This window comes from Embleya sp. NPDC056575 (assembly GCF_042793325.1).
Lineage (GTDB): Bacteria > Actinomycetota > Actinomycetes > Streptomycetales > Streptomycetaceae > Embleya.
On sequence record NZ_JBHTVA010000046.1, the window covers coordinates 61124 to 75922 of the forward strand.

Sequence of the window (14799 nt, forward strand, 5' to 3'; positions counted from 1 at the left end):
GGGTGTGCCCCGCCTCTCGGGGAGCCCCCGGCTCGCACACGCCTCCGAGGTCCTGCCGCCCCCGGCCCGGTCGTGCGGCGAAGCCAACGGCTAGGCTGGAGGGAGCATCGCGTGTCGGTCGCCGGCTGGGTGAGGCATGGAGGTGCCGGGAGTTGCCTTCGGAGGCATTCCTTGTCTGTCGAGTTGAATCACACCATCGTCCACGCCCGGGACAACCGGGAGTCCGCCGAGTTCTTCGCGGATCTGTTGGGACTTGAAATCTCCGGCGAGTGGGGGCCGTTCGTCGCGGTCGCACTCGGCAACGGCGTCACGCTGGACTTCGCCGCCCTTGCGCTGGACAAGATCACCCCACAGCACTACGCCTTCCTCGTCTCCGAACCGGAGTTCGACGCCGCGTACGCGAAGATCAAGGCGCGCGGGATCGAGCACTACGCCGATCCGCATCGGCAATACCCCGACACGATCAACCACAACGATGGCGGCCGAGGCGTGTACTTCATCGATCCGGCGGGCCACTACATGGAGTTGATCACCGTGCCGTACGGCGGTTGGCCCGCGTAGGTCACCGATGCGGAGACGCCATCCCCGCACGGCTGCGATGCGGGGATGGGGTGGGTCAGATGTGTAGGCGGGCGGCGAGGCCGTCCAGGATGCAGTCGAGGCCGGTTTCGAATTGCCACTGCGGGTTGTCCTTGTGCCGCGCCGTGGAGATGTAGTTGTGGAAGGCCGGGTAGCGGCCGGTGCGGATGAGCCAGGTCATCTCCGGGGCCATGGACGTGCGCAAAGCGTCGGGGTCGCCCGGGGCGCCCTGGGCCGCCATCAGGCACCGCGTCGCGACCTCGGCGGCCGTGCGGCCCTGGACGTATGAGCCCACCGCGTCGACGGCGGCCATCGTCTCGTCGGCGGACAGGCCGGCCTCGGTCAGCGCCCGCAGGCCCCACTCGGCCACCGCCACCCGGTTCGGGGTCGGCGCGACCGCCGCCCGAGCCGAGGGCAGCTGTACCAACCAGGGGTGGCGCAGGACCAGTTCGCGGGTGGCCACGGCCAGGCTCCGCAGCGTCTCGCGCCACCCCGCACCCGGCTCGGGCGCGACCAGTTCGCCGTACGCGCGGTCGACCATCAGCTCCAACAGGTCGTCCTTGCCCGACACATACCGATAGGCCGCCATCGGCGCGACGCCCAACTCGGTCGCCAGCCGCCGCATCGTCACCGCCTCGATGCCCTCCGCGTCGGCGATCCCGACCGCGACCTCCGCGATGCGCTCCGGCGTGAGCACGGTGCGGGCGGCCGGGGCCGGGGCGGCCAATCGCTCCCACAGCGAGATGCGCGGCGCTGCGACGTCGGGGACGCCCGACCCCGCCCGGGCCGGGGGCGACTTCTTCTTCTGGCCGGCCATGGCGGCGGCTCCTCCCGGGACATTCGGTCTGTTGCGCACGTGGATGTGTACAACGTATCAGGAGTGGACGACGTACACCTTGCTGTGTACGTTGTATCCGAATCGATACGACGTACGCAGCCAAGTGGTCCGATACTCGGGAGCCCCCATGTCCACCCCCCTCCGCCTCGCCGTCCTGGTCGGCAGCACCCGCGAAGGCCGCTTCGCCCCCGTCGTCGCCGAGTGGGTCCGTGATCGGGCCGCCGCCCGGGACGACCTCCGCCTCGATGTCGACGTCGTCGACCTCGTCGAGACGCCGCTGCCCACCGTGTTCCCGGCCTTCGGGCAGCCGCCCGCGGCCGACACCGTCGCGTTGCTCGCCGAGGTGTCCCCACGGCTTGCCGCCGCCGACGCGTTCGTGATCGTGACGCCGGAGTACAACCACAGCTTTCCGGCCGCGTTGAAGAACGCCATCGACTGGCACGGCCCGGAGTGGCAGGCCAAGCCGGTCGGCTTCGTGTCCTACGGCGGACTCTCCGGTGGTCTGCGTGCGGTCGAGCAACTGCGGCTCGTGCTGGCCGAGTTGCACGCGGTCACCGTCCGGGACACGGTCAGCTTCCACGGGCACTGGGACAAGTTCGACGCCGACGGCGGCGCGATCGACCCGGCCGCGAACGCCGCCGCCGACACCATGCTCGACCGCCTCGCCTGGTGGGCCCACGCCCTGCGCGACGCGAAAGCGGCCCGTCCGTACGCGGCCTGACCCACCGTCACCCCACCCGACCCAGGCCACCCGACCCACGCCGCACCCACACCCGCACCACGCCCCGGGGGGACCCATGCACTCCGACACCGCGCCGCCCGACCGAATCCCCCTCGCCGTCCTCGGCCCGATCCTCGGCATGTTCCTGGGCATGCTCGACGGCACCATCGTCGGCACCGCCCTGCCCACCATCGTCGGCGACCTGGGCGGCCTGGATCGGCTCTCCTGGGTGGTCACCGCCTACCTGCTCGCCGCCGCCGCGACCACGCCCATCTGGGGCAAGCTCGGTGACCTGTACGGCCGCAAGGGCGCGTTCACGGCCGCGATCGGCGTCTTCCTGGTCGGCTCGATGGCGTCCGGCCTGGCCCGGGACATGAACGAGCTGATCGTCTTCCGGGCCGTGCAGGGCCTGGGCGCCGGCGGGCTGATGGTCGGCGCGTTCGCCCTGATCGGCGTGCTCGTGCCGCCGCGCCAAAGTGGCCGCGTGCAGTCGCTCTTCGGCGCGATCATGCCGATCGCGCTGGTCGGTGGGCCGCTGCTGGGCGGCTTCCTGACCGATCACCTGGACTGGCGCTGGGCGTTCTACGTCAACGTCCCGGTCGGCATCCTGGCGCTCGCCGTCGTCGGCCTGGGCATCCGCATCGAGCATGTACGGATCAAGGCCCGCGTCGACATCGCCGGCGCCGCCCTGCTCACCATCGGGATCGTCGCGCTCACCCTGCTCGCGGGCTGGGCTGGCACCTCCCACGCCTGGACCTCGCCGCCGATCCTCGGCCTCGCCGCCGTCACCGTCGTCGCCCTCGCCTGCTTCGTCCCGGTCGAGCGGCGCGCGGCGGAGCCGATCATCCCGCCCCGGCTGTTCGCCGACCGCAACTTCACCCTCGCGCAGGTGCTGAGCTTCCTGGTCGGCGCGGTGATGATGGCCGCGATGAACTACCTCCCGCAATACATGCAGTTCGTCCGGGAGACCTCGCCGACCGCCGGCGGCCTGCTGCTCCTGCCGCTGATGTTCGGCATGCTCGGCGTACAGATCGCCACCGGGCGCCTGATCGGCCGCAACGGGCGCTACCGGATGTACCCGATCCTCGGCGGCGCGGTGATGGTCGTCGGCGCGCTCGCCCTGCTCGGGCTGCGCGTGGACACCCCCACCGCCGTCGCCTCCGCGCTCACCGCCGTGGTCGGGATCGGCATCGGCTTCGTCATGCAGAGCACCATGCTGATCACCATGAACAGCGCCGACCGCCGCGACCTGGGCGCGGCGAGCGGTACCGCCACGCTGACCCGGACCATCGGCGGCTCGCTCGGCGTCGCACTGCTCGGCTCGGTGTACGCCCGCCATCTGGACGGGAACACCCCCGCGGCCCCGCGCGAGCTGCCCGCCGCCGCCCGGGACACCTTCCACGCCGCGGTCACCGGCGGCCTGCACGGCGTGGCGATCGGGCTCGCGATCCTGTCCGCGCTCGCGTTCGCGGTGTCCTGGCTCGTCCGCGAGGTCCCGCTGCGCGGCGCGCCCGACGAGCCGGCCGCGCCCGGATCGGCCGAGCCGGTCGCGGCGTCCGCCGGGGCCCGGGACGCGTCGAACTAAGCTTCCGGGCGTGGACACCCCAGAACGCACTTTTCCCTGGTCACCCGGCGCCACCGGAATCGGTTCGATGCCCGGGGGCAACATCCGCGAGACGGTCGAGATGACGCTCGAACTGCTGCCCGACCTGCCGCACCTGCCGGAGCTGCCGGCGCGCGGACCGGGCGCGGATCTGACCGGGCGCTCGGCCGGGCTGCTCGTCGACCTGTACGCGGACGTACAGCCCTCCGGATGGCGTTTCGTGGACCGCCCGGGGCGCGACCACCGCCGGGCCCGCTCGTTCCTGGGCCAGGACCTGGACGCGCTGGAGGAGTTCACCCAGGGCTACACCGGCCCGCTCAAGGTCCAGGTCGCGGGCCCGTGGACGCTGGCCGCCACGATCGAACTCGGGCACGGCGACAAGGCGTTGGCCGACCCGGGCGCCTGCCGCGACCTGGCCGTCTCGCTCGGCGAGGGCATCCGGCTGCACCTGGCGGAGGTGGCCCGCCGGGTCCCCGGGGCGAGCCTGCTGCTCCAGCTGGACGAGCCGGCGCTGCCCGGGGTGATCGCCGGCGAAGTGCCGACCGCGAGCGGGTTCGGCCGGTTGCGGGCGGTGGACAAGGCGGTGGTCCGGGACACGCTGCGGGACGTGATCGCGGCGGCCGGGGCGCCGACCATCGTGCACTCCTGCGCGCCGGGCATCCCGATCACCCTGCTGCGTCAGGCCGGCGTGGTGGGCGTATCGCTGGACATGTCGCTGCTGGGCGAGGCCCAGGACGAGTCGATCGGCGAGGCGATCGAGGCGGGCCTGCGGCTGTTCGCCGGCGTGGTGCCGAGCCTGCCCGCCGAGCCGGCGTCCGCCGAGGCCACACCCGGTGTGGGAGCGCGCCCACTGTCCGACCCGCCCGGTACCGTCAGGTCTGTCGGAACGTTGTGGAACAGGCTCGGTTTCCCGCCGGAGTCCCTGGTCGAAGCCGTCGTGGTGACCCCCACGTGTGGCCTCGCCGGTGCCTCTCCGGCCTACGCCCGAGCGGCTCTGTCACACAGCGTGGCTGCCGGCCGGGTGCTTCGGGACGACCCCGAGAGCGCCATGCGGAGATAGCGCAACGCGACTTCGCGAACCTCATTCGAACTGGTGGCGCTGGAGGGCGACGACGTGGCTGGTGCGACGACCGGAGTGGACGAGATCCCGGCCGAGGTGCGCGAACGCGCCGCCACTCTCGCCCGTGAGCTGGAGGAGCACCGCTTCCGCTACTACGTGAAGGACGCGCCGGTCGTCAGCGACGGCGAGTTCGACGCGCTGATGCGGGAGCTGGAGGCGATCGAGGAGGAGTATCCGGCGCTGCGCACGCCGGACTCGCCGACCCAGAAGGTGGGCGGGACCTACTCGACCGACTTCGCCTCGGTCGACCACCTGGAGCGCCTGCTCAGCCTCGACAACGCGATGAACGAGGAAGAGCTGGACGAGTGGGACGACCGCCTGGTCCGCGAACTGGGCACGGGGACGTTCCACTACCTGTGCGAGCTGAAGATCGACGGGCTCGCGATCAATCTCCTGTACGAGAACGGTCACCTGGTTCGGGCATTGACGCGCGGAGACGGACGCACCGGCGAGGACGTCACACCGAACATCCGCACCATCGCCGAGATCCCGTCCCGGCTGCGTGACGACGGCGGGCACGACGTACCCGAGCTGGTGGAGATCCGAGGCGAGGTCTTCTTCCCGATCGAGAAGTTCGACGCACTCAACGAGCGCCTGGTGGCGGCCGGCGAGAAGCCGTTCGCCAACCCCCGCAACGCCGCCGCCGGATCGTTGCGGCAGAAGGACCCGCGCGTGACCGCGTCGCGTCCGCTGCACATGATCGTGCACGGCATCGGCGCCCGGCGGGGCTTCGAGATCGACTGCCAGTCGCACGCGTACGAGCGCCTGCACGCGTGGGGGCTGCCGACCGCTCGGCACAACAAGGTGGTCGACACGATCGAGGAAGTGAAGGAGTTCGTCCGATACTTCGGCGATCACCGCAACTCGGTCGAGCACGAGATCGACGGCATCGTGATCAAGGTCGACGAGATCCCGATCCAGGGTCGGCTGGGTGCCACCTCGAAAGCGCCGCGCTGGGCGATCGCGTTCAAGTACCCGCCGCAGGAGGTCAACACCAAGCTGCTCGACATCGAGGTGGGCGTCGGGCGCACCGGACGGGTGACGCCGTACGCGGTGATGGAGCCGGTCACCGTGGCGGGCTCCGTGGTGGCCCGGGCGACACTGCACAACCAGCAGGTGGTCAAGGCCAAGGGCGTACTGATCGGCGACACGATCGTGCTGCGCAAGGCCGGTGACGTGATCCCGGAGATCCTGGGCCCGGTGGCCGATCTGCGCGACGGCAGCGAGCGCGAGTTCGTGATGCCCGCCACGTGCCCCGAGTGCGGGACCGAGCTGCGCGCGATGAAGGAGGGTGACATCGATCTTCGCTGCCCGAACGCGCGGTCGTGTCCGGCCCAGTTGCGTGAGCGAATCTTCTACCTCGCGGGCCGCAAGGCGTTCGACATCGAGGCGCTCGGCTACGAGACGGCGGCGGCGCTGACCCGGCCCGCCGCGGGCCCGTCGGTGTTGGCCACCGAGGCCGACCTGTTCGACCTGACCGCCGAGCAGCTGCGCGATGTCCAGATGTGGCGCAAGGTCAACCGCAAGGGCGCGGCCGAGGACGAGAAGGAACTCGTCCCCTACTTCTGGTCGAAGGCCACCTACGACAAGGAGGGCAACGTCAAGAAGCCCTCCGAGCCGAAGGCCAACACGCTCAAGCTGATCGAACAGCTGGAGAAGGCCAAGGCCCAACCGCTGTGGCGTGTCCTCACCGCACTGTGCATCCGCCACGTCAGCGACACCACCGCCCGCGCGATCACCACCGGCTTCCACGACCTCGACCGGCTCGGCGCCGCGTCCGAGGAGGAGATCGCGGCGGTCGACGGCGTCGGCCCGATCATCGCCGGCGCGGTGGTCGAATGGTTCGCCGAGGACTGGCACCGGGAGATCGTGGACAAGTGGCGCGCCGCCGGTGTCCGGCTCGCCGAAGAGGGGGCCGACGAGGAGAAGCCTCCCGGCCCGCTTGACGGGATTGTGACGGTCGTCACCGGGACGCTCGCCGGCTATACCCGGGACAGCTCCAAGGAGGCCTTGGAGCAGCGCGGCGCCAAGGTGACGGGATCGGTCTCGAAGAAGACCGACTTCGTCGTCGTGGGCGACAATCCGGGCTCCAAATACGACAAGGCCGTGCAACTGGGTCTGCCGATCCTGGACGACGAGGGCTTCGCGGTTCTGCTCGCCGACGGCGCCGAAGCGGCCCGCGCGTGGGTGGCCGAGCGCGCCGGCTGATAACCCTCCCTAGTCGTGCCGGAACGACCTACCCTGGGCACGAGCTTGCCCCACCCGGGGGGCTCGGTGCCCCACAGGCGTACCCGTCCCGGCGCCCGGGATGCCGCCCGACGAGGCCGCAGGGAGCAGGCGCATGGGTCGGATCGGCAGGACGGACCTGTCGCGACTGGCACGACCGCGCGCGTTCTTCATCCATACCGGGATCGTCGCGCTGGCCGGTGTGCTCGCGCTGGTCGTCCCGCCCACGACGCAGCTGATCGACGGTCGCAGTCCGGTCCCGGCGACCCCGGGCGTGTGGATCATGCTCGCCCTGGTGTCGATCGACGGGGTCTACACGGCGGTGACGCGCCGGGGGTTGTACATCCCCGGCGCGATGCCGTCGATCGCCATCACGTTCGGTCTGCTGCTGGTGCACGGGTGGCAGGTCGCCGCGCTGTGGCAGACCGTTCCGGTCCTGGTGTCCGGGCTGCTCCGGGGTGATTCGTGGTGGCGGATCGGCTACACCGTGGGCCATTACGTGCTGGGCTTCCTGGCCGCCGACGCGGTGCTGGCGGTGTTCGGGATGGATCCGGGGCCGGACTCCGCCCGGGCGCTGCACGTGGGCGACTTCCCCGTGGTCGCGCTGGCCGGCCTGGCGATGGCGGCCGTCTCGCAGACGTCGGGCTGGTTGACCAGGGCGAATTGGCGCGGGGTCAGCGTGCTCACCCTGGCCCGCGCGGAGATCCGGGCCCGCGCCGTCTCGCACGGCGCGCTGATCGGACTGTCCCCGCTGATCGCCGTCATCTGCGCCGAACAGCCGTGGCTGCTCCCGCTGTTCGTGGTCCCGCTGCACACCCTCTACCGCAGCACGATGGTCCGCTTCGACCGCGAGCAGGAGTCGCGGCACGACGCGCTCACCGGTCTGCCGAATCGGCGCCTGCTCCTGGAGCGCGGCGAGGAGGCGCTGGGGCGGGTCGGCGGCCGTGGTGGCCGGGTCGCCCTGCTGTTGCTCGACCTGCACCGGTTCCACGAGGTCAACGACACGCTGGGGCACGTCGCGGGCGATCGGCTGCTCCAGCAGGTCGGCGCGCGACTGGCCACCCTGGTCCGCCCCGGGGACACCGTGGCCCGGCTCGGCGGTGACGAATTCGCGCTGTTGTTGCCGGGGTTGGACATGGGCGCCGACCGGCTCACCGCGCAGGAGGTGGTCCTCGGGCTGGCCCATCGCATCGTCGACCGGCTCGGTGAGCCGTTCGATCTGGACGAGTTGACCCTGGACGTGGAGGCCAGCGTCGGCGTGGCGATCTTCCCCGACCACGCCTCCGACGTGCTCGGATTGTTGCAATTCGCCGATGTGGCGATGTACTTGGCCAAACGCTCGCGCAGCGGGGTGGAACTGTACGACGACACGCGCGATGTGAACACGCGGGACAAGCTGCTGTTGCTCGGCGACCTGCGGCGGGCCTTGGACAACCACGAGGTCGAGCTGCATTATCAGCCGAAGATTCGGCTCGCGGACGGTCGGGTGGACGGCTGCGAGGCGCTGGTGCGGTGGCGGCATCCGACCCGGGGGCAGGTCTCCCCCGAGGAGTTCGTGCTGCTCGCCGAGCAGACCGGCCTGATGCCCCGGCTCACCCGCTACGTGGTGGACGTCGCGCTGGATCAGGTCGCGCGCTGGCATGTGGAGGGCATCGACGTCACGGTCGCGGTGAACATCTCCGCGCGCGACATCCACGTGCCCTCGTTCGCCGACTCGGTGGCCGCCGGATTACGCGAACACGACGTCGCGGCGGGGGCGTTACAACTGGAGATCACCGAGCGGGTGCTGCTGGAGGAGCCGCAGCGCGCGGCCGAGTCGCTGGACGCGCTGCGCCGGCTGGGTGTGCGGTTGTCGCTCGACGACTTCGGGACCGGCTACTCCTCGCTCGTACATCTGCGGCACATCCCGGTCAGCGAGATCAAGATCGACCGCTCGTTCGTGGCCCGGCTGACCATGAACGAGGAGGACGCGGCGATCGTGTGCTCGATCGTGCGGCTGGCCCACTCGTTGGGACTGCGCGTGGTCGCCGAGGGCGTCGAGGACGAGGCGACCTACCAGCGCCTGCGCGAACTGGGCTGCGACGCGGCCCAGGGCTGGCTGATGTCCAAGGCGCTGCCCCGCGACGAGGCCACCGCCTGGCTGCTGCGGCACGGCGCGGGCGCCCACGCGACCCCGGCCGCCCCGACGGAGATCCACCACCACCGCCGCGCGGACGTGAGCTGACGCCGCCCCGCCCTCAGCCGCTCTGCGCCGCCTCGCGCTCGCGGAGTTCGACGGCGGCGCGGTCGGATCCGCTCGCCTCGACGCAGAATTCGTTCCCGGCCGGGTCGGCGCAGACGACCCACCCTCGGCCGTCGGGCTTGCGCATGTCGGCGACGACCGTCGCGCCCAGGGCGAGTACGCGCTCCAGTTCCTCCTCGCGGGTGGTGTCCGGCTCCAGGTCGAGGTGGACCCGGTTCTTGCCGGCCTTGGCGTCCGGCACCCGCACGAACAACAACATCGGCCGGCCGTCGCCGGCGATCACGGCCGCCTCCGGGTCGCCGGGGAAGTCGTCCGGGCCGAGCGGGAGTTCGAGCACCCTGCTCCAGAACAGGGCCAGGTCGTACGGCTCGTGCGGCGCCGCGCAGTCGATGGTGATGTGTCGGACGGTGGAACCCACGCGGTGTCTCCCGAGGTGCTGCGGCGGTGCGACAGGGCCCGTCATTGTCCACTTACCGCGAAGGGCCGACAACCTTCGGGCGCACATCAGCAACTTTCGCCGGTCGTGCGGCCTCGGCACACGCCGGCATCGTGGTGGCTCCGGCGCGGATGTACCCCGTGATGCATTACGTCCGCGCCCGGTGCCCAGTGCCGTGCCCGGAGGGGGTTCACCGGTACCGGACGGCTCGGCCTTCACCGCTGGGGTGGCGGCAACACCGAGCGGGCGCCGGCACGATCCCCGGGCCTCATCCCCCGGCCCGGGGATTCCTGCCGTCCCGGCTACGCCGTGGCGTCGATCGTCGCCGAGCCGATCACGCGTGTCCCGGCGTACAGCACCACGGCCTGCCCCCGGGCGATGCCGCGGATCGGCTGCGCCAACCGCACCCGGACCTCCCCGTCGACCACCTCGGCGACCGCCGCCGTCTCCTCGCCGTGCGCCCGGACCTGGGCGGTGCAGTCCATCTCGCCCGCCGGGGCAGGACCGCACCACCGCGGCCGGATGCCGACCAGCCGGTCAACGTCCAGCGCCTCGACCGGGCCGACCGTGACCGTGTTGTTCACCGGCGAGATGTCCAGCACGTAGCGCGGCTTGCCGTCGGCCGCCGGGTGCCCGATGCGCAGGCCCTTGCGCTGGCCGATCGTGTACGCGTAGGCGCCGTCGTGCTCGCCGAGCTTGGTGCCGCTCGCGTCCACGATGTCGCCGCGCTCGGTGCCCAGATGCTTCGCGAGGAAGCCCTGGGTGTCCCCGTCGGCGATGAAGCAGATGTCGTGGCTGTCCGGCTTCTTCGCCACCGCCAGGTCGCGCCGCTCCGCCTCCAGGCGCACGTCGCCCTTGGTGTCGCCGCCGAGCGGGAACATCGCGTGCGCGAGCTGGTCGGAGTCGAGCACGCCGAGCACGTACGACTGGTCCTTGCCCATGTCGACCGAGCGGTGCAGCTCGCGCGAGCCGTCGGGGTGCTCCACGATCCGCGCGTAGTGCCCGGTGCACACCGCGTCGAAGCCGAGCCCGAGCGCCTTGTCCAACAGCGCGGCGAACTTGATCTTCTCGTTGCAGCGCAGACACGGGTTCGGGGTGCGCCCGGCCTTGTACTCGGCCACGAAGTCGTCCATGACGTCCTCGCGGAAACGCTCGGCCATGTCCCACACGTAGAAGGGGATGCCGATCACGTCGGCGGCCCGCCGCGCGTCCCGGGAGTCCTCGATCGTGCAGCAGCCCCGGGCACCCTCGCGCAGCGTCGCGGGTTTCGCCGAGAGCGCGAGGTGGACACCGACCACGTCGTGTCCGGCCTCGACCGCTCGCGCGGCGGCAACGGCGGAGTCGACCCCGCCGGACATGGCGGCGAGCACCCGGAGGCGGCGGCCGTTGGCGGGAGGAAGCATGTGATCAGACATAGCGCCTCAAGAGTACGTGGTCACCCGGGCGAGCCCCGAGCGGATTACCGCACACCCCGGCGTCGCTACCGGCGCGCCGAGACCGACCCCGCCGACCGGGCCCGGGTCACCACCGGCAGGATCGCCTCGCCCAGTTCGGCGACCTCCGCCTCCGTGGTGGTGTGCCCCAGGCTGAACCGCAGCGAGCCGCGCGCCCGGGCACTGTCGGCGCCCATCGCCAGCAGCACGTGGCTGGGCTGCGCGACGCCCGCCGAGCAGGCCGAGCCGGTCGAGCACTCGATCCCGCGCGCGTCCAGGAGCAGCAGCAGCGAGTCGCCCTCGCACCCCGGGAAGGAGAAGTGCGCGTTGCCCGGCAGCCGGTGGGCCGGGTCGAGCCGCCGGTCCCCGTTGAGCTGCGCGTCGGGCACCGCGGCCAGGATCCGGCGCACCAGTTCGTCCCGCAGCGCGCCCACCCGCCGGGCGTATTCGGCCTGTTCGCGCACCGACTCCTCGGCCGCGACGGCCAGTGCCGCGATCGAGGCGGCGTCCAGCGTGCCCGAGCGCACGTCGCGCTCCTGGCCGCCGCCGTGCAGCACCGGAATCGGGGTGATGCCGCGCCCGAGCACGAGCGCGCCGCAGTTGCCCGGGCCGCCGAGCTTGTGTCCGGTCACCGTCATGGCGTCCAGGCCGGTCGCGGAGAAGTCGACGGGGATCTGACCGACGGCCTGGACCGCGTCGGAGTGGAAGGGGATGCCGAACTCGTGCGCGATCTCGACCAGCTCGGCGATCGGCTCGACCGTGCCGACCTCGTTGTTGGCCCACATCACCGACACCAGCGCCACCGACGCCGGATCGCGCTCGATCGCCGCACGCAGCGTCTCGGGTTGCACCCGCCCGTCGGCGTCCACGTCCAGCCACTCGACCACCGCGCCCTCGGCCGACTCCAGCCACAGCACGGGGTCGAGCACGGCGTGGTGCTCGACCGGGCTGACCAGTATCCGCCGCCGGGCCGGGTCGTCCGCGACCCGCGACCAATAGATCCCCTTGATCGCGAGGTTGTCGGCCTCGGTTCCGCCCGCCGTGAAGACGATCTCGCTCGGCCGCGCGCCCAGCGCATGGGCCAGCGACTCGCGGGACTCCTCCACCGTGCGGCGCGCGCGTCGCCCGGACGCGTGCAACGAGGACGGGTTCCCGAGTTGGGCAAGCTGTACGGTCATCGCCCGGATTGCCGAAAGGCGCATCGGGGTGGTCGCCGCGTGATCGAAGTAGGCCATCGCACTGCGAAGCTTAGTCGGGTACCCGCGGGCGCCGGCGGGGGCGGCCGTACACCCGTCCGTATCGCGGCCCTCCGGGCAGGAATCGGTCGAGCCACAGGCGCGTGGAAAGCACCGACGCGGTCGCGTACGCCACGAGTCGCCGAAGCGGGCGCCTGCCCTTCGGATCGGGTTCGGTCGACCGGTGGTCGTAGGTCAACGGCTGCTGGATCTCCCACACATCCTGGTGCAACGCGCGCCGGGGCGTGTTGGGCACGGTCCACTCATACGAGTGGCCGGGTTGGGCCCGGCGGCGCAGCCCGCACCACCCGGGCTGCGGGGGGGTGTCCCGGGTCACTGCTCCTCGGCGCTGGTGCCGGAGTTGCGGCGCCACGCGCGTGGTGCCCGCCACCCGCGCCGAAGCGCGAGCACCCGAAGCAGGAAGGCGAAGGTGACCGCCGCGGTCGCGGTGACCGGGCCGAACAGGTCGAACTCGATCAGCGCGGCGGTGATGCCGGCGCCGAGCAGCGCGGGGAAGGTGTAGATCTCCTTGTCCCAGCGCAGCAGCGTGGGTACTTCCCGGGCCAGTACGTCGCGCAGCGCGCCGCCGCCGACGGCGGTGGTCACCCCGAGGGCGGCGGCCGGTATCGGATTGAGGCCGTACGCGTACGCCTTCGCGGTGCCGGTCACGCAGAACAGCCCGAGGCCGGCGGCGTCGAGCACGTCGATCGCCGACATGATCCGCTCGACCTGGGGATGCAGGAAGAAGACCAGTACGGCGGCGAGCAGCGGGGTGGTGAAGTAGCCGAGGTCGGTGAAGGCCGCGGGCGGGACCGCGCCGATGATCACGTCCCGGATCACCCCGCCGCCGAGGGCGGTGACCTCGGCGAGCAGGGTGATTCCGATGACGTCGAAGTTCTTCCGTACGGCCATCAGCGCGCCGGCCGCCGCGAAGACGAAGATGCCGAGCAGGTCGAGGACCTGCTGGAGCTGATGGTGGAAGATCTCGGGCGGCACCTCGGGTGACATAACGGATGTTCTACACCGCCGGGCCCGACCCGATACTCATGGGGCGGGTGTGGGTGGAGTGTCCTTCCCGGTCGCCTCGCCGGGGGCCTTCGGGGAGGCTTCGGCGGGAGTCTCGGCGGAGTTCTCCGCGGGGGTGTCCGCCGCAGGCCCGGCAGGGGCCTTCGCGGCATCGTCCGCGGAGGTCTCGGCCGGCGTCTCGACGGCCGTCTCGGCAGGGCTTTCCGCGGCGGCCTCGGCGTCCTCCCCTGCGGCGACCGCGGGCGCCGCCTCGGCCGGCGCCGGCTCGACCAGCAGCACCGCCTCACCCGCGCCGTTCTCCGCCGGCATGTTCTCCGGGAAGTGGCAGGCCACCTGGTGCCGCGTGGTCAGCTCGGCCAGCGGCGGCTCCTGGGTCTTGCAGATGTCCTGCGCCTTCCAGCACCGGGTGTGGAAGCGGCACGCCGGCGGCGGGTCCATCGGGCTCGGTACGTCGCCCTTGAGCAGGATCCGGTCACGGCTCTCGCGCCGGGCCGGGTCCGGCACGGGCACCGCCGACATCAGCGCCACCGTGTACGGGTGCTTCGGCGACGTGTACAGGTCCTCGCGGTCGGCGATCTCGACGATCTTGCCGAGGTACATCACCGCCACCCGGTCGCTGGTGTGCCGCACCACCGACAGGTCGTGCGCGATGATCAGGTAGGTCAGCCCGAACTCGCTCTGCAGGTCGTCGAGCAGGTTGACCACCTGCGCCTGGATCGACACGTCGAGCGCGGAGACCGGCTCGTCGGCGACCACCAGCTTGGGCCGCAGCGCCAGCGCGCGGGCTATGCCGATGCGCTGCCGCTGGCCGCCGGAGAACTCGTGCGGGTAGCGGTTGTAGTGCTCGGGGCTGAGCCCGACCAGTTCCAACAACTCCTGGACGGCCTTCTTGATCCCGCCCTCGGGGGTGACCTTCTGCAACCGGAACGGCAGCCCGACGATGGTGCCGACGGTGTGCCTCGGGTTCAGCGAGGACTGCGGGTCCTGGAAGATCATCTGGAAGTCGCGCCGCAGCGGCCGCAGTTGCCCTCGGGAGAGCTTGGTGAGGTCGCGCCCGCCGAACTCGATGGTGCCCTCGCTGGGCTCCAGCAGGCGCATCACCATGCGTCCGGTGGTCGACTTGCCACACCCCGACTCGCCGACCAGGCCCAGCGTCTCGCCCTCGCGGATGTCGAAGTCGAGCCCGTCCACCGCCTTGACCGTGCCGGCCCGGCGCCGGGTCATCCCGGAGCGGATCGGAAAGTGTTTGCGCAGCCCGCGCACGCGCACCAGCACGTCTCCCGGCTCGCGTCGGGACGCGGCCTCCGGCTCGCCGGCCTGCGCAACGTTCACGTCGTCTC

At 71.6% G+C, this 14799-nt stretch carries 13 protein-coding genes; 6 read left to right on the forward strand and 7 right to left on the reverse strand.

Annotated features, from left to right (window positions below; all coding sequences use genetic code 11):
- Window positions 1-171: 171 nt before the first annotated feature.
- The gene (locus tag ACFRCG_RS31360) at window positions 172-561 is read left to right on the forward strand and encodes a VOC family protein (RefSeq protein WP_380037633.1); all 390 of its coding nucleotides are present in this window, start codon (window positions 172-174) and stop codon (window positions 559-561) included.
- A 55-nt stretch (window positions 562-616) separates the two neighbouring features.
- Here ACFRCG_RS31360 and ACFRCG_RS31365 read toward each other — a convergent pair whose 3' ends face one another.
- On the reverse strand, window positions 617-1396 hold the full coding sequence (locus tag ACFRCG_RS31365) for a TetR/AcrR family transcriptional regulator (RefSeq protein WP_380037636.1): 780 nt from the start codon (window positions 1394-1396) through the stop codon (window positions 617-619).
- A gap of 148 nt (window positions 1397-1544) precedes the next feature.
- On the opposite strand from ACFRCG_RS31365, the gene ACFRCG_RS31370 reads away from it, so the two are divergent.
- The 5 genes from ACFRCG_RS31370 to ACFRCG_RS31390 all read left to right on the forward strand — a co-directional run bounded on the left by ACFRCG_RS31370 (window position 1545) and on the right by ACFRCG_RS31390 (window position 9311).
- Window positions 1545-2138 carry an NADPH-dependent FMN reductase gene (locus ACFRCG_RS31370; RefSeq protein WP_380037638.1) on the forward strand — a complete coding sequence of 198 codons (594 nt, stop codon included), beginning with the start codon at window positions 1545-1547 and terminating at the stop codon, window positions 2136-2138.
- 76 nt (window positions 2139-2214) lie between these two features.
- Window positions 2215-3723, forward strand: a complete 1509-nt coding sequence (locus ACFRCG_RS31375; protein WP_380037640.1) for an MDR family MFS transporter — start codon at window positions 2215-2217, stop codon at window positions 3721-3723.
- Between the two features lie 67 nt (window positions 3724-3790).
- A complete protein-coding gene (locus ACFRCG_RS31380; RefSeq protein ID WP_380037682.1) occupies window positions 3791-4801 on the forward strand; it encodes a methionine synthase in 1011 nt (336 codons plus the stop codon).
- 54 nt (window positions 4802-4855) lie between these two features.
- A complete protein-coding gene (gene ligA / locus ACFRCG_RS31385) occupies window positions 4856-7069 on the forward strand; it encodes an NAD-dependent DNA ligase LigA (protein ID WP_380037642.1) in 2214 nt (737 codons plus the stop codon).
- 133 nt (window positions 7070-7202) lie between these two features.
- Window positions 7203-9311: a putative bifunctional diguanylate cyclase/phosphodiesterase gene (locus ACFRCG_RS31390; RefSeq protein ID WP_380037644.1), complete on the forward strand. Its 2109-nt coding sequence runs from the start codon at window positions 7203-7205 to the stop codon at window positions 9309-9311.
- Between the two features lie 13 nt (window positions 9312-9324).
- Here ACFRCG_RS31390 and ACFRCG_RS31395 read toward each other — a convergent pair whose 3' ends face one another.
- The 6 genes from ACFRCG_RS31395 to ACFRCG_RS31420 all read right to left on the reverse strand — a co-directional run bounded on the left by ACFRCG_RS31395 (window position 9325) and on the right by ACFRCG_RS31420 (window position 14791).
- Window positions 9325-9747 (reverse strand): VOC family protein, encoded by a 423-nt coding sequence (locus tag ACFRCG_RS31395; protein ID WP_380037646.1) that lies wholly within the window; start codon window positions 9745-9747, stop codon window positions 9325-9327.
- A 320-nt stretch (window positions 9748-10067) separates the two neighbouring features.
- On the reverse strand, window positions 10068-11168 hold the full coding sequence (gene mnmA / locus ACFRCG_RS31400) for a tRNA 2-thiouridine(34) synthase MnmA (RefSeq protein WP_380037648.1): 1101 nt from the start codon (window positions 11166-11168) through the stop codon (window positions 10068-10070).
- A 77-nt stretch (window positions 11169-11245) separates the two neighbouring features.
- Complete coding sequence (locus ACFRCG_RS31405) at window positions 11246-12433, reverse strand: cysteine desulfurase family protein (RefSeq protein ID WP_380037650.1); 1188 nt, start codon at window positions 12431-12433, stop codon at window positions 11246-11248.
- A gap of 13 nt (window positions 12434-12446) precedes the next feature.
- The gene (locus tag ACFRCG_RS31410) at window positions 12447-12689 is read right to left on the reverse strand and encodes a hypothetical protein (RefSeq protein ID WP_380037652.1); all 243 of its coding nucleotides are present in this window, start codon (window positions 12687-12689) and stop codon (window positions 12447-12449) included.
- Window positions 12690-12766: 77 nt separating this feature from the next.
- Window positions 12767-13441, reverse strand: a complete 675-nt coding sequence (locus ACFRCG_RS31415) for a trimeric intracellular cation channel family protein (protein ID WP_379995124.1) — start codon at window positions 13439-13441, stop codon at window positions 12767-12769.
- 36 nt (window positions 13442-13477) lie between these two features.
- Window positions 13478-14791: an ABC transporter ATP-binding protein gene (locus ACFRCG_RS31420; RefSeq protein WP_380037654.1), complete on the reverse strand. Its 1314-nt coding sequence runs from the start codon at window positions 14789-14791 to the stop codon at window positions 13478-13480.
- Between the last annotated feature and the right edge of the window lie 8 nt (window positions 14792-14799).